Source organism: Fontivita pretiosa (assembly GCF_050410795.1).
Classification (GTDB): Bacteria; Planctomycetota; Phycisphaerae; order Tepidisphaerales; family Tepidisphaeraceae; genus Fontivita; species Fontivita pretiosa.
Window position 1 is genome coordinate 5,073,810 of the sequence record NZ_CP191258.1, and the last position, 16,976, is coordinate 5,090,785.

Consider the following 16,976-nt stretch of genomic DNA (forward strand, 5'->3'; position numbering starts at 1 on the left):
ACATGGAATCATCCAAGCTCAGCTTCAAGTTGTTTGCCCAGGAGTTCGCCGGGCCGATCGAGCAGTTCGTCCCGGTGTTCCATTCCTGGATTCAGACCCACGCGATCGCCGATCACCTGCTGATCGACGTGGCCGACTACGCACACGTGCACAACGGTCCGGGGATCGTGCTGGTGGCGCACGAGGCGAACTACTCGTTCGACCTTCGTGACGGCCGGCCCGGGCTGACCTACCAGCGGAAGCGCCCTTTGCCCGGATCGCTGGCGGATCGCATCCGGGCGGCGTTTGACGCCACGCTTGCCGCCGCGCGGCTGCTCAGCGAGCACGTAAGATTCCGCGCCGACGAGATCGAATTCCGCGTGTGCGATCGGCTCCATGCTCCCAACACCGCCGAGACGTTCGAGCTGCTCAAGCCGCAGTTGCTGCGCCTGTTTCCCGACGCGCGGTTGACGCGCAATGAAGATCCGCTGGAATTGTTTACGGTGACGATCAGGCCGGCTCAGCCGATTCAGATTCCGTCTGCGGCGGCTGCGACAGCGCCTGGCTGATCAGCCTCATCGCGCTCTGCGGCAGCTTGATGCTCATCGCCGCCTCGTGGCCGCGGGGAGACATCTTCGCCCAGGTCTTGCGAATGATGTTGAGGATCTTGGGCTCGTCGTGCGCGTGCTCCTGCACGAACTCGGCAAAGTAGTGTTCGAGGAAGACCAGGCAGATCACGTCTTCGAGCGTCTGCATTTCCGGATCGAGCTTGAGCTTCTCCTTGCGCAGCAGCGACTGCACCCGCGCGATCGTCGCATCGTCGTAGCCGACCTCGCGCAGGATCTGGCCGGCCTTGTCGGCGTGGAACTGATACAGCGTCTTGCGCCACTTCAGGTATCCGATGCGATCCATCGGGAAGCTTGAGCGGGGAATCTGCCAGCGGCAGATGTGCTGGCATCGTGCCGCCAGGCGAAGCGCTTCGGAGGCATTGGGATCCAGGCGATCAAGCCAATGGGTCATCCGCTGTGCGTAGAGCAATTCCTTCTGATTCGGATCCTGCGCATTGGCGGCGTCGAATCGCTCGATGGCACGGCGGAATCGTTCCGGATCGCTGTTCATCTGCCTATACCAGTATCACCGGAATTCCTATAATGCCAATTCAGAATGGATGAAGGATGAAGGCGGAAGGATGAGGGGCCATTCATCCTTCATGCTTCATCTTGGACCTGAGGAGTCGTACGTGGCCAGGAAATCGCCGCTTGCGGACAGGTTGCATGAGATTCGTGACCGGATCGCCAATGCCGCGATACGGGCGAAGCGCGATCCGTCGGAGGTGACATTGGTGGCGGTGACGAAAACCGCCGCCCCGGAGCAGATTCGCGAAGTTCTTCAGCTCGGCGTGGCCGATCTTGGCGAAAGCCGGGTGCAGGTGCTGACGCAGCGGGTGGTGCAGGTCAATGAGTTTCATCAGCGGCAACTGGCCCGCGGCGGGCCGGAAAGCGCCGACGTGCCCGGCAAGCTCCGCTGGCACATGATCGGACACCTCCAGCGCAACAAGATCAAGCAGGTCCTTCCGCTGGTGACGGTGATTCACAGCGTCGATTCGCTGCGGCTGGCCGAGGACCTGGAAGCCGCCTGCGCCAAGGCCGAACGCCGGCTTCCCGTGCTCATGCAGATCAACGCCTCCGAGGAGCCGCAGAAGTTCGGGGTGGCGGTGGGGGCGGCGGTGCACCTGGCCGAGCAGATCGACACGATGCCGCATCTTCAGCTCATCGGGCTGATGAGCATGGGCCCGCTGACCGACGATCAGGAAAAGATCCGCCGCTGCTTTGCCCGCACACGCGAGATCTTCGAGGAGATGAAGTGGCATAAGATTGGCGGGACGGCGTTTCGGCACCTGAGCATGGGGATGAGCAACGACTTCGAAATCGCCATCGCCGAAGGCGCCACGATGGTTCGAATCGGCACGGCGCTGTTCGGCGGCCAGACACACGATCATGATGAGCAGGAAGCGGATCAGCAGGAGCGCGCCGAGTGATCCCGTTGGATGACCCGTTCGATAGCTTCCGATGGATGCTGGGCTGGGCGGTCACGATCTACGCCAGCATCGTGACCCTTCAATCCCTGTACGGCTGGTGGGTCTGGCTGGCGGGCACAGACCGGTACGTCAGCATCCTGCGGCGATACATCATCGTGCAGGGGCTTCGCCTGCGGTTCCGCACATTCTGGGGCGACGTGCTGATCTGCGGGCTGTTGTGCGTGGTGTTTGTGCTGCTGTGGCACGCGCATCACGTGGTGGCGGACATCGCCCGCACGCTGAAGTGATGTGCCCGGCAGCCTGGCTAGGGGCTCGGGTCCGCGGGAAGTGCCGATCGCCGGGAAGACGCAAACACAAATGAGCGGATCGTCTCACACTTCGCAATCGGCCGGCAGTTGGCGCGGCGGCGCCGAGGCCGTAACCGTCTCAGCGTCGGCCTCCCTTCGCCAGCTTCAGGAACTTCCCCGTGATGAACTTCAGAATCTGGCGGAAGACCTGGGTTTGGATCACACGCGTTACCGCTCGCAACAGGACCTTGCCGCAGCGATCTACGAGCGGCGGCAGATGATCGCCGCCATGGATCGCGAGGCCCTGCTGGACGTGGTCCGCTGGGGACGCCGGCCCGTTCCCGCCAACGCCTCCAAAGAACAGCTCGCCGTGGAGATCTCCCGGATCAAGTCGATGCGCTTTGAGGGATTGTCGCATCGCGGGCTGGTGGCGCTGGCGGTGATGCGCGGCGTGGAGCTGCGCGGTGACGAGGACATGCGGGCGCTGATTCGCAAACTCAAGAAACAGGAAGGGCTGTTCTCCCGGCTCAATCGCAAGCGCCGTGCCTGGATCGGGTCGATCGTCTCGAACATGCTCGGGGAGGACCAGGCGCAGTCGGCGGAGTATCAATACCTGCCACCCCAACCGGGCGCCGGGCAGACGACCCCGCCGGCCCATCCGCAGACGCCCAGCCTCACTCCCGTTTCCCCGGCCAGGGAGACCAGCATCAAGCAGGAAATCGAAGAATCCGGCTTGTTCGGGGGCCTGGCCAGCCGGGTCAAGCGACATGCCGACGTCTACCTGAACCAGAAACTGGACGAAATCGAAGCCCGCATCGACCGCAAGCTCGACGAAATCGATCGGCGGCTTGCCGAGTGGCGCGACAAGGAAATCGCCAACCGTATTCGCATCCTCAAGATCACCCTTTGGGCCAGCGTGATCGTCGCGATCATCTCACTGCTGTATGCCTACGTGAAGGTCAACTTCTTCCCTGGCTGATCGTGCCACCAGCGCGGAGTCCATGATGCACAGCCAATGCCTTGGCGAATCTCAGGTGAAGTCTGATTCATCCGACGGATCGCTTCAATCCGCGGCATTTCGCGACGGTGGGGCCATTCTGACCACACTGCTCATGCTCTTGATCAGCTCGCCGGGCATGGTGCTGGCCAGCTACCACGAACTGGGCTACGGCGAGCCCTACGAACTGGAAGGCAAGCGCATCGTCTTCACCACCTGGTACTGGGTCAAGCCCGGGCAGTTCGACTACGTCAATGACGAAGGAGAGTCGGTCTTCGCCCGGCGGGATGTCAAGGCGCTGCCCGGCGACCCGCACGTGCACTGGAAGGAAATCGACATTCCCCACGGCGTCAGGCTCGTCGCCGAGCCGGCTGTCAAGGGGGAGTTTCCCATCAAGCCCGAATACCCGTGGGAAGCCGAGGGCATCCAGATCACCTCCGTCTATCAGCTCGATGATGGCAAGATCATGGCCTGGGGCGTGTGCAAGCCAGGGGGAAACTGCTATTTCGAATCGACCGACGGGCTGACATGGATTCGCCCAAAGCTGGGGCTGGTGGAGTTCAATGGCAGCAGGGACAACAACCTTGGCGGACCAGGCTCGTTTCGCGGCATGTACGATCCAAGCGCGCCGCCGCAGGAACGCTTCAAGCAGCTCAGCAATGAGGAATGGACTGTTGAGGAGTTCGAGAAACACTGGAAGGACAAAAAGCCCTACCAGCGCATGGCGGTGGAGATCAACCCGAAGGTGGTGCAGGCGGTGTGGGGCTTTACTTCGCCGGATGGACTGAACTGGCGGCGCACGGAATTACCCCTGAGCGTGGAGACCTGCGACGGCGGGCAATACCTGTACTACGACCGGAAGCTCAAAAAGTACGTGATGATCATCCGATCGCACATGATCGGCCCACGAGCCCAGGGCTTTGCCCCCCAGCCCAAGAGCGACGATTGGAAGGAAGACTACTACAAGGCCACCATTCGCTTCGGCATCGGGCGATCCGAGTCGGCCGATTTCCGGTACTTTCCGCTTGCCGATCCGATCATCGAGACCGGCAACGACATGCCACCGACCGACACATTCCAGTATTGCCTGTACACGACGATCCCCAAAGCGCCGGATCATCACCTGATGTTCCCGACGCGCTGGCAGCGCAGCCAGGATCGCTGCGTGATCGACCTTTACAGCAGCTACAACGGCAAGACCTGGAACCGCGTTCGTGCGCCGGTGGTGGATACGTCCAACTGGGGCCAGTGGGACGGTGGCTCGGTCTGGGCACTGAACGGCGGGCTGGTGGAGCTGGGCAACGGCGACTGGATCCTGCCGTTCCGAGGCGATCTTTTGACCACCCGCTATCCGCGTGGCCACATCACCCAACGCTGGGCCGCAGCCATCTGGCCCAAGGGACGCCTGATGGCCATCGAAGCCGAGGAGCAGGGGGGCTTTGCGACGGTGGCGATTGTGGCTCCCGCAAGCAGGCTGCGAATCAATGCAGTGACACGAGCGACCGGACAGATTCTCGTCGAAGCCGCCGGGCTGCACGGCCAGACGATCCCCGGCCGGTCGTTCGACGAGTGTGTCCCGATCAATGGCGACCAGTACCGCCGGCTGATCTCCTGGAAGTCCGCCGATGACCTGGGCGTCAAACCCGGCGAACCGGTGATGCTCCGCTTTCGCCTGTCTGGGGCCAAGATCTACTGCCTGGATTTCGAATGAGTGTGCGATGGATGACGTTGCCGTGGATGACGGTGTCGTCCGAAGGCGGCGACGGGCAGGAGGAACAAAAAAACCCCTGACTTCTCAGGGGTTGTGATGGGCAGGGGCGGAATCGAACCGCCGACACATGGATTTTCAGTCCATTGCTCTACCAACTGAGCTACCTGCCCCCGGGCTGGCTTGGGCAGTAAGCTGGCCAGCGCGAATTATTCTAGGAGGCACAGCGCTGAATGCAAGTTGCCAAGGCGGCTGGTTTGCGGTCGGGCGTCGCGCCGCCGTGGGACGATTCTCCCGCAGCCGCTTGGGAGGATCGGGGTTATAGCGGGCAAGGCGGTTCTTGACAGAAGCGTTGGCTGCCCATAACGTACCGCTCCCAATGGAGCGGCGGCGGGTCATGCCCGCCGTTGGTTTTTTATATGCTGCCTGTACAACGAATATCCAAGTCGCGCAAGCGCAAGCGTCGTTCGCATCACGCGCTGAAGCCGATTCATTATGTGCGCTGCCCGCAATGCGGCAACGCCAAGCTTCCGCACGCCGCCTGTGGCAACTGCGGGTACGTGAACCCCAAGCTGGCATTACAGGTGGAGACGGAACAGACGTAACGTAAGGCACAGGGCTGAAGGTCGATCGATGAAGCCGAGGCGGATGGCTTCATTCGTCTGCCTTCGTCCCTGGTTTGGGAGGACACGTCGGTGCGAGCTGCGGTGGACGTGATGGGCGGCGACCGTGCACCCGCCGCCATTCTCAAAGGTTGCTTCGATGCCGTCAGCCTGCTGAACGGCCAGGACGTGATACACCTGGTGGGGGACCAGAAGGTGATCGAGGCCGGGTTGAGTTCCAGCGGGCTGCCCCCCGACGTGCAGAAGCGACACTTCAACATCGTGCCCACGACGCAGGTGATCGAGATGGACGAGCCGCCGGTGGAGGCGATTCGCTCCAAGCCGGACAGCTCGATCAGCGTGATGTGCAGGATGGTGGCGCGCGGGGAGGCGGATGCGGCGATCAGCGCCGGCAACACCGGCGCGTGTGTGGCGGCGGCGCAGCTTCGCATGCGGCTTTTGCCCGGAATCGTCCGCCCGGGAATCGCGGTGATCATCCCGACATTTCATGGCCCGGTGACGATCATCGATGTGGGCGCCAACATCGCCCCGCAGCCGCGACACCTCCAGCAGTATGCAATCATGGCCAGCGCCTACGCCCATGATGTCTGCGGCATCGAAAATCCGCGCGTGGGGCTGTTGAGCGTCGGCGAGGAAGACGCCAAGGGCACCGCCACCGTCAAGGAAGCCCGCAAGCTGATGCGCGATGAGCCGCTGATCAACTTTGTCGGCAATGTCGAGGGGCGCGACATCTTCAAGGGCGTGGTGGACGTGGTGGTCTGCGATGGTTTCGTCGGAAACATCATCCTCAAGTTCACCGAAGGCATCGCCGAGGGGATGTTCCAGACGATCCTGGCGGAGATCGATCAGAACGCCCCGGAACTGGTCGAGCCGTTCAAGCCGGTGATGAAAAAGATCTATGCCAAGCACGACTGGCAGGAATACGGCGGCGCGCCGCTGCTGGGAGTGGGCGGCTACTGCCTGATCTGCCATGGCCGCAGCGAGGCCAGGGCGATCAAGAACGCGATCCGCGTGGCCAGGCAACTGGTCAACAGCGGCGTGAACAGGAAGATCGTGGAACGAGTGGAGAAGAGTCTGGCACAAGCGTAGACGATCGCGGATCGCGATTGTGCAGCGAGGAATTGCAGCCGGTCTTTCGCAAAGCCCGCTGGCACCATCGGCAACTATGAGCACGCCCAGCGCCGTCATCCTCGGAACCGGCAGTTACGTGCCGGAAAAACGCCTGACCAACGACGATCTGTCGAAGATGGTGGATACCAACGACGAATGGATCGTGCAGCGGACCGGCATACGCGAGCGGCGGATCGCCGCCGCCCATGAATCCACCGCCACCCTTGCCAGTCACGCCGCCACCAGGGCGCTGCAAGCCGCCGGGCTGGAACCCAAACACCTGGACCTGATCGTCTGCGGCACCATCACGCCGGAGATGACCTTCCCCAGCACCGCCTGCTTTGTGGCGGCCTCGCTGGGGCTGGATTCGACGCCCGCGTTCGACCTGGCGGCCGCGTGCAGCGGATTTCTGTACACGCTGGACACGGCCGCGGCGTTCATCAAGTCCGGCAAGTACAGGACCGTGCTGGCGATTGGCGCCGAGACCCTCAGCCGCATTACCGATTACCAGGATCGCGCCAGTTGCATCCTTTTTGGTGATGGCGCCGGCGCCGTCGTGCTTCAGCGCAGCGACGAACCGAACCGCGGATTGCTCTACTCCAGCCTCCATGCCGATGGACATGGCTGGGAGATGCTCCATTGCCTGCCGGGATCCAGGCACCCCATCAATGAGCCGATGGTGGCTGGGCGACAGCAGTTCATGAAGATCAAGGGCCGCGACGTGTACAAGTTCGCCGTGCAGCGCTTTCACGAGCTGATCAGCGATGCGATGCACAAATGCGAACTGACGGCCGAAAAGGTTAAGCTGATCATTCCGCACCAGGTGAATCAGCGGATTATCGACAGCGCGATGGAGAAGCTCCAGTTGCCGCCGCAGAAGGCATACGTGAACATCGACCGCTACGGCAACACGTCGTCGGCGTCGATTCCGATCGCGCTGGACGAGGCGGTGCGCGCCGGCAGGCTGGTCAGGGGAGATGTGGTCATTTTCGTGGCGTTTGGCGCGGGGCTGACCTGGGCCAACGCCGTGGTACGCATGTGAATGCAGCATTTGTCTCACGGTCGTGTTTACCCGTGCCTTGTAATCTCGAACATCAGTTCGTCGAGGTATTGACCGCCGAATGTCGTGAACGCAGGCCGGATGCCTGCAACAAACTACAGGATCAATGACGAGCAAGACGTACATTCTCTGCCCCGGACAGGGCGCGCAGGTCGTCGGGATGGGCAAGGATTTCGTCGAGGCCTTTGCCGTCGCGCGCGACGTGTTTGATCGAGCCAACGCGATCCTGGGCTTTGACCTTGCCGACATCTGCTTCAACGGCCCGGAGCAGCGGCTCAATCAGACCGACATTGCCCAGCCGGCGATCTACGTGACCAGCGTCGCGTGCTTCGCGGCGGCGCGGGAGGCGGGGGTCATTCAGCCGCAGCAGGTCGGTGCCTATGCGGGGCTGAGTCTGGGCGAGTACACGGCGCTACACCTGGGCGGGGCGTTCTCGTTCGAGGACGGTTTGAAGCTGGTCGCCGCGCGCGGCCGTTATATGCAGCAGGCCGCCGTCGCGACCCCCAGCACGATGGTCAGCCTGATGGGCGCCGACGAGCCGGCCGTCATCAGGCTCTGTGACGAAAATGCTCAGGGCGAGGTTCTGGTGCCGGCGAACTTCAATTCGCCCGGGCAGATCGTCGTCAGCGGGGCGATCGGAGCCTGCCAGCGACTGGCGCAGGCGGCGGAGGCGGCGGGGTTCAAGGCGATCCCCCTGAAAGTCGCCGGGGCGTTCCACAGCCCCCTGATGCAGCCGGCGGCCCAGCGCATGGCCGGGGAGCTGGAGAAGGTCGCCCTGGCGCCGCCGCATACCACGGTCTACGCCAACGTCACCGCCCGGCCACACACCGACGCGGCATCGATCAGGCGGCTGCTGGTCGAGCAGATCGTCAAGCCGGTACGATGGGAACAGACCATGCAGGAGTTGATTTCCCATGGCGAAGCGCAGTGGATCGAGCTGGCGCCGGGCAGGGTGCTCAGTGGTCTGCTCAAGAAGATCAACCGCCGGATCCAGATCCAGGCGCTCTCGACCGCCGACGCCGTGCAGCAGTACAAACCGGTAGGGTGACGCCATGACAGAAAAACGAGTGGCCATTGTGACGGGGGGTTCGCGTGGGATCGGACAGGCGATCGCGCGGCGGCTGGCGCGGGACGGTCTGCATGTGGTGGCCATTGCCCGCAGCGCCGATAAGCTGGCATCGGTGGTGGGGGAGATCGAATCGGCCGGCGGGTCGGCCGAAGCGGTTGTTTGTGATATCGCCGACTCTCGCGCTCTGGCCGAGGCCATCGAAAAGGTGGGCGAGAAGCACGGCCGGATCGATGTGCTGGTGAACAACGCGGGAATCACGCGGGACGGGCTGTTTCTGCGCATGGATGATTCCGATTTCGACGTGGTGATCAACACGAATCTCAAAAGCGCGTTTGTGGCCACGCGAGCGGCGGCGCGGTACATCATGCGATCCAGAAGCGGACGGATCATCAACATCAGCTCCGTCTCGGGCGTGGCGGGGAACAAGGGGCAGGTGAACTACTCGGCCAGCAAGGCGGGCTTGCTGGGGCTGACCAAATCGGTGGCCAAGGAACTGGCGGGCAAAGGCGTGACCTGCAACGCCATTGCCCCGGGCTTCATCGCCACAGACATGACCGAAGGGTTGAACGACCAGATCAAAGAAGCTGCCAGGGCGATGATCCCCCTGAGGCGCTTCGGGCAGCCGGAGGAAGTTGCCGCGGCGGTTGCGTTTCTGGCCTCGGAAGATGCCTCGTACATCACGGGGCAGGTGCTCTGCGTGGATGGAGGGATGGTGATGTAGGCTTGAGCGGCGCCGCGGCAGAGGCCGGCGCCACTAACGAGTTGCAAACAAGGGGGATGCGGCTATAGTTTTCGCGTTCATCCGCCGGTCAACGTGGCCGGCCAGGCAAGACCAAAACCGCGTCAGACCGTATCGGGACAGCGACAGACAAGTAACGACCACAGGGAACGACCATGGACGACATTGAGCAGAAGGTTATCGAGATCGTCAGCGAGCAGATGGGCGTGGACAAGAGTGAAATCACTCGGGAAACGCACTTCATCAACGACCTCAACGCCGACTCTCTGGATACCGTGGAACTCGTCATGGAATTCGAGGATGAATTTGAACTGTCGATCCCGGACGAGGAAGCGGAGAAGATCCAGACCGTCGGACAGGCGATCGATTACATCAAGGAACATCAGAATAAGTAGGCTCAAGTTGACAGTTGCCGGTGGTCAGGTGCCCGTGGGCTGCGCGCATGACGGCTGAGAACCGGGCGATGAAAACTGGCAACTCGCGATCAACCATGCGTCGCCGGGTAGTCATCACGGGTTTGGGCGTCGTCACGTCGCTTGGAGAGACGGTTGAGCAGCTCTGGGACGCGCTGTGCGCCGGGCGAAGCGGTATCGGACCGATCACACGCTGGGATCCGAGCAAGTACCCGACCCGCTTCGGCGGGGAGTGTGCGAGCTTCGACGTCACCCGCTACGGAATCGACGTTCGTGAAGCCAAGCGGCTGGATCGGTTCGGACAGTTCGGCATCGCAGCGTCAATCAGCGCGGTCAAGGACTCGGGGATCGACTTTTCACGGGAGGACGCGTTCCGCTGCGGAGTGCTGATCGGCAGCGGGATCGGGGGTATCGAGACGCTGGAAGAGCAGAACCGTATCCTCGTGCATCGCGGTCCCAGCCGCGTCAGCCCGTTCACCGTGCCCCGCCTGATGGTCAATGCCGCCAGCGGAAACGTCTCGATCCTCTACCGGCTGTGCGGCCCGAACTCGGCGGTGGCGACGGCGTGCGCGACCGGCCTGAACGCAGTGGGGGACGCGGCCAGGTTCATCCAGCACGATCTGGCGGACGTGATGATCGCCGGCGGGTCGGAGGCGGCGCTGTGCGAACTTGGGGTGGCCAGCTTCAGCGCCGCGCGGGCGCTTTCCACACGCAACGACGATCCACAGCGTGCCAGCCGTCCCTGGGACAGAGATCGCGACGGCTTTGTCATGGGTGAGGGAGCCGGCGTGGTCGTGCTGGAAGAGTACGAGCATGCCCGGCGGCGCGGCGCCAACATCTATGCCGAGATTGTCGGCTACGGCATGACCGCCGACGCCACCCACATCACCGCGCCCCACGAAGAAGGGCTGGGCGCGTCGATGGCCATGAACTTCGCGCTCAAAGACGCGGGCGTCAACCCGGACGTGGTCAACTACATCAACGCCCACGGCACCAGTACTCCCCTGGGCGATATCGCCGAAACCAAGGCGCTGAAGGTCACCTTCGGGGCGCATGCCCGCAAGCTGGCCGTCAGCTCGATCAAGAGCATGATCGGACATCTGCTGGGGGCTGCGGGTGGAGTGGCGGCGGTCGCCACGGCCCTGAGCGTCCAGCGGAATCTGGTGCCCCCAACCATCAACCTGGACAATCAGGATCCCCAGTGCGACCTGGACTATGTCCCCAACCGCGCCCGGGATATGAAGGTTGAGTATGCAATGGTGAACAGCTTCGGTTTCGGCGGGCACAACGCATCGATCCTGCTGAAGAAAATCTGACCGCCGGGGCGATGGCGGCGAACTGTTGCCAGCTCCGCCCGAGTGCCGATAATTGCAAGAGTCACGTAAGAGGGATCGAACCGTGGCCGTTTTGCAGGCATTTCGTCAGGCGCCGCCCGCGCCGTCGCAGTCCGAGCTCCAGCGCATCCTGCGGCTGGAGGTTCCCGTGATCGTGAAGCTGGCTGAGCGCAAACTGGCCATGTCGGAGGTATTGCGACTGGGGACCGGATCGATCATCGAGTTTTTCAAGCCCAGCGATGAACCGCTGGAACTGCTGATCAACAACAAGCCGATTGCGCTGGGCGAGGCGGTGAAGGTGGGTGAGAACTTCGGCCTGCGCATCACACAGATCGGGGATGTCAAGTCCGTGATCCGATCGATGGGACAGTCGAGCTGAATCGGGCAAGACGCCTGTAGACCTTCCATTGCGGTGGGGAACTTTGGCGTCGCCGCCGCGTCCAACACACATCATCGCAGATAACCACGAAGGGGCTGCAACGGTCCGCCGCAATATGCGACAGGGCCGCGCGCGGCCAGGGAGTCAGGCTATGCGCCATTGGAAACGGATGACCGTCATGTTGCTGGCCGGGGCGGCGATGTCCTGGCCCGCCGTAGCACGGGCACGGATCAAGCTGATCACGCTACCGGTGCGGGAGCGGGTAGAGATACAGCTTGACCATCAGGACGTCACGCTGGTGGAAGAGGAGCGGATCGTGCCGCTGGTCAAGGGCGAGAATCAGGTGGATTTCTCCTGGAGCAATACCCAAATCGATCCGAACACGATCGTGTTTCGGGTGATCGGCCCGGGCGCCGCAGACCAGCCGCAGCTCGACGTGAAGGTGCTTTCGGTGAGCTATCCGCCCAACGAGCCGTCGCTGGTGTGGGCGGTGGGCGCCAGCGACTCGGGCAGCGCCAGGGTCCGCATCAGCTACGTGCTGGGCAACCTCTCCAAAAGCTTCAACTATCGCGCCATCGCCTCCAACGATGAGAAAACCCTCTCGCTTTCGCAGTATCTGCGGCTTCAGAACCTGGCGAACGAGGAGTTCGGTTCCAGCGAGCTGTGGGCCGGCTTCGGCACGGAGTTCCGCAAGCCGATCGGGATCAACCAGACGATGGAGATGCTGATGGCGCGGATCGACAACGTGCCGGTGCGAAAAACCTGGACCTGCGACCTGGAGCAGTTCGGCTATCTGGATCCGGCACAGCAGAAGCTTCGCGTGCCGATGCACTACGTGATCAGGAACGACAAGGCCAGCCGCCTCGGTACCGCGGCGTTGCCCTTCGGGAAGGTGCGGATCTTCATTGAAGGCCAGCGCGAAGGCGCCACAGCGTTTCTTGGCGAAGACTGGGGGCAGTTCACTCCCATCGACGACGAGATGAAGCTGTATCTGGGCGTGGCGCAGGATGTGGTCGTCAGACGCACGATCGAACGCAGCAACACCACGCGAGTGGCGGGCAACCTGTGGAATCAGGAAGTCATCATCAAATACGAGATCGAGAACTTCAAGGACAAGCCCATTACGCTCGACGTCTGCGAGAGCCTGCGGATGATCCGCAACCAGCTTCGCGGCGACACAGGGCGCGATGTGCAGTGGGAGATGGGCAACGAGACGACCTTCAAGCCCGGCCCCGATGCCGAGCGCAGCACCTCCGACCGGCTCGTGTTCCACGCCGACCTGCCCGCGCGCGGCAACGACGGCAAGGCCGAGAAAATCGTCCACAAACTCCACCTGATCCTCAAGAACGAGTGGTAATCGAACATGCGATACCGAATCCTGTCACTGCTGCTGCCGGCGCTGGCGTGGTTTGTGACGTCGGCTGCTGCCAAGAACGTTGATCTCTCGACGGTTCCGTCGCGCGCCAGCGTCCAGCTCACGATCTACAACAGCGAAGACCTGACCCTTGTGCGCGAAACACGCATCGTCACGTTCAAGAAGGGCGTCAATCCGCTTCAGTTCTCCTGGGCCAACACCCTGATCGACCCCAGCTCGGTTGAGCTGAAATTCCTGAGCAACCCGGACAAGCTCGATGTGCTCGACACCGTCTTCCCGCACGACAAGCCGCAGATGCTTTACTGGAACGTGCAGAGCGAGATCGACGGCGAGGCGACGATTCAGATCACGTATTTCACGTCGGGGATTACGTGGTCGGCGGATTACGTCGCGATCGCCAACCGCGACGAAAGCCAGATGAGCTTCGAGGGCTTCGTGCGGGTCACGAACAACAGCGGCGAGGATTACCAGAACGCGCAGGTGCGGCTGGTGGTGGGAACAATCAATCTCGTCGAAAAGATCGCGCAGCTCGCCCAGGTGCCGATGAGCGAGGTGTCCAAACTGGGAGAAGAAGTGCGAAGACAGTACCGCGAGCTCGCGGCCAAGGATGCATTCGAGACGGCGGACCGTCTGTCGACATTGTCGGGCAGGGCCGCTGCGGCGCCGTCGGCGCCGGCCCAAAAGCAGATCGTCAAGGAAGGCCTCAGCGAATACTTCATGTACTCCATCGAAGGCACCGAAACGATTCCCCACGGCTGGTCGAAGCGGATGCGGAGCTTCGAAGGCAAGACCGTGCCGTTCACGATCCAGTACCGCTACCGTCCGCAGGAGTACGGCGATCGCCTGGTGCGGATGTACCTGCTGACCAACAACACCGAGTCGAAGCTGGGCACGACGCCGCTGCCGGACGGGGTGGTTCGCTGTTTCCGCGACAATGGCCGCGACGGGCTTTCGTTCCTCACCGCCCAGCAGATCAAGTACGTCCCGATCGGCGACAAGATCGAGCTGAATCTTGGCGAGGACCCGGAAGTGATCTTCCAGCTTGTTAAGCGTCGGGCGTGGCGTGACAACATCTGGATGCAGCTCAATGGCGCCGACGTGCTGCGTCGTGTCGATGATGGAGCCGGGCGTATCGAGATCAATTCATCGGTGGTTGGCTGGGACGATCACAGTGTTTACGCCCAGCGCATCCGCAACTACACGAGCAAGCCGATCGAGGTCGAGATTCGCCGCGCGTTTGCGGGGCATGTGGTCTTCCGCAGCGCGCTGGAGCCAAAACTGCACGATTTCCAGACGGTGCAGTTCACCACGACGGTCGCGCCCGCGCAGAAGGCCCAACTGCTGTATGAGGTGCTGACGCACCAGGGTCGTAACGCGACGCAGTCGAACGTGACGCTGGAGGGCGCGCAGGTTCAGCCATGACGTTCTGGCGAGCGTGTCGCGTCGCCGCCTGCTTCGGCCGCGAGGCGCAACGCCAGCTCCAGGGCCTGTTCCCTGGTCTGCACGCGTCCCTCGAGCTGGGCGTCGTAGACTTCATCGAGCAGTCGCTTGAAGAGCCGCCCCGGCTGAAGGCCGGCGGCGGTGAGGTCGTCGCCGGTGATCAGCGGCGGGGGGGCATAGTCGGCCTTGAGCAGGGCGTCGAACTCGCGCTCCAGCTCGAGAATCTGCTGGCGACGATAGCCGCTTTCGGCCAGCGCGCGCATCAGCCGGCGCGACAGCGGCGCGGTGGGGCGGGCCAGGAAGCGTTTTTTTCTGGCCAGCGTCGGCGGGGGCGGGTTCAGAACCAAACCGACGCCGATCAGCGTCTCGATCAGCTCGGTCTGCTCGTCATTGCTGATGCGCAGCGCCTGCCGCATGGCCCTGGCGGCTGCTTTGGCGGCCTTGGGGTCAAACAGTCGCGCCGGATCGGCACAGCGCGAGACCAGCGCCGCGGCCAGAACCAGACCAAACGGTGCCGGCTCATCGCCCAGCTTCGTGAAAACGTCCGTGTTCGCATCGGCAGGCGGCGCGAACCGGAAGATCACATCCGCCAACCCGAACTCGTTGAGCATCCGCCAAGCCGCGTTTCGCGTTGGCCCGGTCAACATCAGCCGAAGCTCTTCGGCGATGCGCTCGGGGCTGATCTCCTTCAGCCGCGCAGCGTGCGTGCGGATCGCCTCGGCGGTGGCAGGCTCGATTTCGAAGCCGAACCTGGCGGCAAAGCGGACGGCGCGCAGCATCCGCAGGTAATCCTCGTCGAATCTGCGGTTGGGATCGCCGATGGCGCGAATCAGCCGCCGCTTCAGATCCTCCAACCCACCAACGTAATCGATCACCCGGTTTTCGATCGGATCCAGGAACAGTCCGTTGATGGTGAAGTCGCGGCGTTTGGCATCTTCCTCGGCGGTGGCGAAATGCACCTTTGAGGGTCGGCGACCATCCAGATAAACGTCATCCCTTCGGAAGGTGGCGACTTCGACCACGCTGCGGCGATAGCGCACCAGAATCACTCCGAACGCGGCGCCGACCGCCTGCGTGTTGCTGAACAGCTCGCGCACGCGTTGCGGCGGGGCGTCAGTGGCGACATCGTAGTCCTTGGGCTGGATGCCCAGCAGCTCATCGCGCACGCAACCGCCGGCAAAGTATGCCACGTACCCCGCGTCGCGCAGCCGCTTGAGCACCGCCAGCGCGTCGGCGCGATCGCACGGCGGCCTGGAGGATGGAATCTTTGCGTCGCTCATGGTGCGCGGCGAAGCAGCTCGATCGTCATGCCGCCGTAGTCGCGGCGATCGTAACGCACCAGCATGGGCAGCTCCAGACTGTCGCGAGCATCATGACGAAAGACCACGATCCCGCGGTCGGACAGGTGGTGTGCGCTCAACTCGCGGGCCAGTGCCCGAAGCTGCTCGGGCAGGTCGCGCACAAACCGGTAGGGCGGGTCCAGGAAGACCAGATCGGCCCGGTCGGCTTCGGCGGGCCGTCTTGCTGCATTCATGAACCACTTGAACAAGTCGCCCGAGACAACCCGGGCGCGGTCCTGCAATCCGAGCATCTGGATGTTCTGTTTCAGCCGCGCCACTGCATCGCGATCCCGCTCGAAGAATGTGGCGCGCGACGCCCCGCGGCTCAGCGACTCCAGCCCCAGGCTTCCGGTTCCGGCGAAGCAATCGTAGACGACGGCGCCGGGGATTTGGGGCGTGAGAATATCGAACAACGACTGCTTGACGCGATCGGTGATCGGGCGAGTCGCTGGCGAAGCGGGTGGCAGAAGCCTGCGCCCGCGAAACTCTCCGGCAATAATTCGCACCCCAACAGCCTAATCGGTTAACATGTCCGGCTGCAACGAGCACGCAGGCGCGATGGGCATCCGCACCGGGGCTGTCATGGCCGATCGAAATGTCCACTACGAAGCTGCATTCGAAGCGTTTCTTCGCCACCGCGGCATCCCCTATGTCGCGGTTGACGAGGCGAAAAAGGCGCTGTTCGCCAATTCCAAGCTCAAGAGCTTCGACTTCGTGGTGTACAGCCGCAATGGCCCGAACCTGCTGATCGACGTGAAAGGGCGGCAACGTCGCGACGGCACCGGGTCCCGGCGAAGCTATGAGAGCTGGGCCACCCAGCGCGACGTGGAGGACCTGCTTCAGTGGGAGCAGGTTTTTGGCGAGGGGTTCCGGGCGATTCTGGCGTTCGTCTACTGGATCCAGCCGCCGCTGACGCCCGAGCCGGGCATGTTCGAGCATCGCGATCGCTGGTACCTGCTGATGGGCATCGAGCTGTCGGAATACCGCAACCACATGCGGCGGCGCTCGCCGAAATGGGAAACCGTCTCGCTCAGCGCCGAAGATTTTCGCCAGCTTGCCCGCCCGATCGAATGCTGGTTATGATG

The 16,976-nt window shown here is 62.9% G+C and carries 19 protein-coding genes and 1 tRNA gene; 16 read left to right on the forward strand and 4 right to left on the reverse strand.

What is annotated here, in order from left to right; genetic code table 11:
* Nucleotides 1–2 precede the first annotated feature (2 nt).
* Entirely contained in the window at nt 3–548 is a 546-nt protein-coding gene (locus tag ACQS5P_RS20560) for a hypothetical protein (RefSeq protein ID WP_428938495.1), read from the forward strand.
* On the opposite strand, the gene ACQS5P_RS20565 is transcribed toward ACQS5P_RS20560, so the two are convergent.
* The gene (locus ACQS5P_RS20565) at nt 490–1,098 is read right to left on the reverse strand and encodes a DUF4202 domain-containing protein (protein ID WP_428938496.1); all 609 of its coding nucleotides are present in this window, start codon (nt 1,096–1,098) and stop codon (nt 490–492) included. The two genes, ACQS5P_RS20560 and ACQS5P_RS20565, sit on opposite strands and share 59 nt — an antisense overlap.
* Before the next feature lie 91 nt (nt 1,099–1,189).
* Between ACQS5P_RS20565 and ACQS5P_RS20570 the strand changes: the two genes are divergently transcribed.
* The 4 genes from ACQS5P_RS20570 to ACQS5P_RS20585 all read left to right on the forward strand — a co-directional run bounded on the left by ACQS5P_RS20570 (nt 1,190) and on the right by ACQS5P_RS20585 (nt 5,012).
* The gene (locus ACQS5P_RS20570) at nt 1,190–2,017 is read left to right on the forward strand and encodes a YggS family pyridoxal phosphate-dependent enzyme (protein ID WP_428938497.1); all 828 of its coding nucleotides are present in this window, start codon (nt 1,190–1,192) and stop codon (nt 2,015–2,017) included.
* On the forward strand, nt 2,014–2,304 hold the full coding sequence (locus tag ACQS5P_RS20575; protein ID WP_428938498.1) for a hypothetical protein: 291 nt from the start codon (nt 2,014–2,016) through the stop codon (nt 2,302–2,304). Before ACQS5P_RS20570 ends, ACQS5P_RS20575 begins: the two co-directional genes overlap by 4 nt.
* Nucleotides 2,305–2,374: 70 nt before the next feature.
* Nucleotides 2,375–3,283, forward strand: a complete 909-nt coding sequence (locus ACQS5P_RS20580) for a hypothetical protein (protein WP_428938499.1) — start codon at nt 2,375–2,377, stop codon at nt 3,281–3,283.
* A gap of 25 nt (nt 3,284–3,308) precedes the next feature.
* The gene (locus tag ACQS5P_RS20585) at nt 3,309–5,012 is read left to right on the forward strand and encodes a hypothetical protein (RefSeq protein ID WP_428938500.1); all 1,704 of its coding nucleotides are present in this window, start codon (nt 3,309–3,311) and stop codon (nt 5,010–5,012) included.
* 97 nt (nt 5,013–5,109) lie between these two features.
* Here the strand turns inward: ACQS5P_RS20585 and ACQS5P_RS20590 are convergent.
* Nucleotides 5,110–5,182, reverse strand: a tRNA-Phe gene (locus tag ACQS5P_RS20590).
* Nucleotides 5,183–5,428: 246 nt separating this feature from the next.
* Here ACQS5P_RS20590 and rpmF point away from each other — a divergent pair.
* The 10 genes from rpmF (at nt 5,429) to ACQS5P_RS20640 (ending at nt 14,533) form a co-directional block, all read left to right on the forward strand.
* Nucleotides 5,429–5,614, forward strand: a complete 186-nt coding sequence (rpmF, locus tag ACQS5P_RS20595; protein WP_428938501.1) for a 50S ribosomal protein L32 — start codon at nt 5,429–5,431, stop codon at nt 5,612–5,614.
* 90 nt (nt 5,615–5,704) lie between these two features.
* Nucleotides 5,705–6,721, forward strand: a complete 1,017-nt coding sequence (plsX, locus tag ACQS5P_RS20600) for a phosphate acyltransferase PlsX (RefSeq protein ID WP_428938502.1) — start codon at nt 5,705–5,707, stop codon at nt 6,719–6,721.
* Nucleotides 6,722–6,797: 76 nt separating this feature from the next.
* Entirely contained in the window at nt 6,798–7,784 is a 987-nt protein-coding gene (locus tag ACQS5P_RS20605; protein WP_428938503.1) for a beta-ketoacyl-ACP synthase III, read from the forward strand.
* Nucleotides 7,785–7,908: 124 nt separating this feature from the next.
* Nucleotides 7,909–8,850, forward strand: coding sequence for an ACP S-malonyltransferase (gene fabD, locus ACQS5P_RS20610; protein WP_428938504.1), 942 nt, complete (start codon nt 7,909–7,911; stop codon nt 8,848–8,850).
* A gap of 4 nt (nt 8,851–8,854) precedes the next feature.
* Nucleotides 8,855–9,592: a 3-oxoacyl-[acyl-carrier-protein] reductase gene (fabG, locus tag ACQS5P_RS20615; protein WP_428938505.1), complete on the forward strand. Its 738-nt coding sequence runs from the start codon at nt 8,855–8,857 to the stop codon at nt 9,590–9,592.
* A gap of 173 nt (nt 9,593–9,765) precedes the next feature.
* Complete coding sequence (acpP, locus tag ACQS5P_RS20620) at nt 9,766–10,005, forward strand: acyl carrier protein (RefSeq protein WP_428938506.1); 240 nt, start codon at nt 9,766–9,768, stop codon at nt 10,003–10,005.
* 95 nt (nt 10,006–10,100) lie between these two features.
* The gene (fabF, locus tag ACQS5P_RS20625; RefSeq protein WP_428941050.1) at nt 10,101–11,339 is read left to right on the forward strand and encodes a beta-ketoacyl-ACP synthase II; all 1,239 of its coding nucleotides are present in this window, start codon (nt 10,101–10,103) and stop codon (nt 11,337–11,339) included.
* A gap of 82 nt (nt 11,340–11,421) precedes the next feature.
* Nucleotides 11,422–11,736, forward strand: coding sequence for a FliM/FliN family flagellar motor switch protein (locus ACQS5P_RS20630; RefSeq protein ID WP_428938507.1), 315 nt, complete (start codon nt 11,422–11,424; stop codon nt 11,734–11,736).
* Between the two features lie 151 nt (nt 11,737–11,887).
* Entirely contained in the window at nt 11,888–13,093 is a 1,206-nt protein-coding gene (locus ACQS5P_RS20635; RefSeq protein ID WP_428938508.1) for a hypothetical protein, read from the forward strand.
* Between the two features lie 6 nt (nt 13,094–13,099).
* Entirely contained in the window at nt 13,100–14,533 is a 1,434-nt protein-coding gene (locus tag ACQS5P_RS20640; RefSeq protein ID WP_428938509.1) for a DUF4139 domain-containing protein, read from the forward strand.
* On the opposite strand, the gene ACQS5P_RS20645 is transcribed toward ACQS5P_RS20640, so the two are convergent.
* Complete coding sequence (locus tag ACQS5P_RS20645) at nt 14,524–15,831, reverse strand: CCA tRNA nucleotidyltransferase (protein ID WP_428938510.1); 1,308 nt, start codon at nt 15,829–15,831, stop codon at nt 14,524–14,526. The two genes, ACQS5P_RS20640 and ACQS5P_RS20645, sit on opposite strands and share 10 nt — an antisense overlap.
* Nucleotides 15,828–16,397 (reverse strand): 16S rRNA (guanine(966)-N(2))-methyltransferase RsmD, encoded by a 570-nt coding sequence (rsmD, locus tag ACQS5P_RS20650; protein ID WP_428938511.1) that lies wholly within the window; start codon nt 16,395–16,397, stop codon nt 15,828–15,830. Before rsmD ends, ACQS5P_RS20645 begins: the two co-directional genes overlap by 4 nt.
* 22 nt (nt 16,398–16,419) lie before the next feature.
* Between rsmD and ACQS5P_RS20655 the strand changes: the two genes are divergently transcribed.
* Complete coding sequence (locus ACQS5P_RS20655) at nt 16,420–16,974, forward strand: HYExAFE family protein (RefSeq protein ID WP_428938512.1); 555 nt, start codon at nt 16,420–16,422, stop codon at nt 16,972–16,974.
* Nucleotides 16,975–16,976 lie beyond the last annotated feature (2 nt).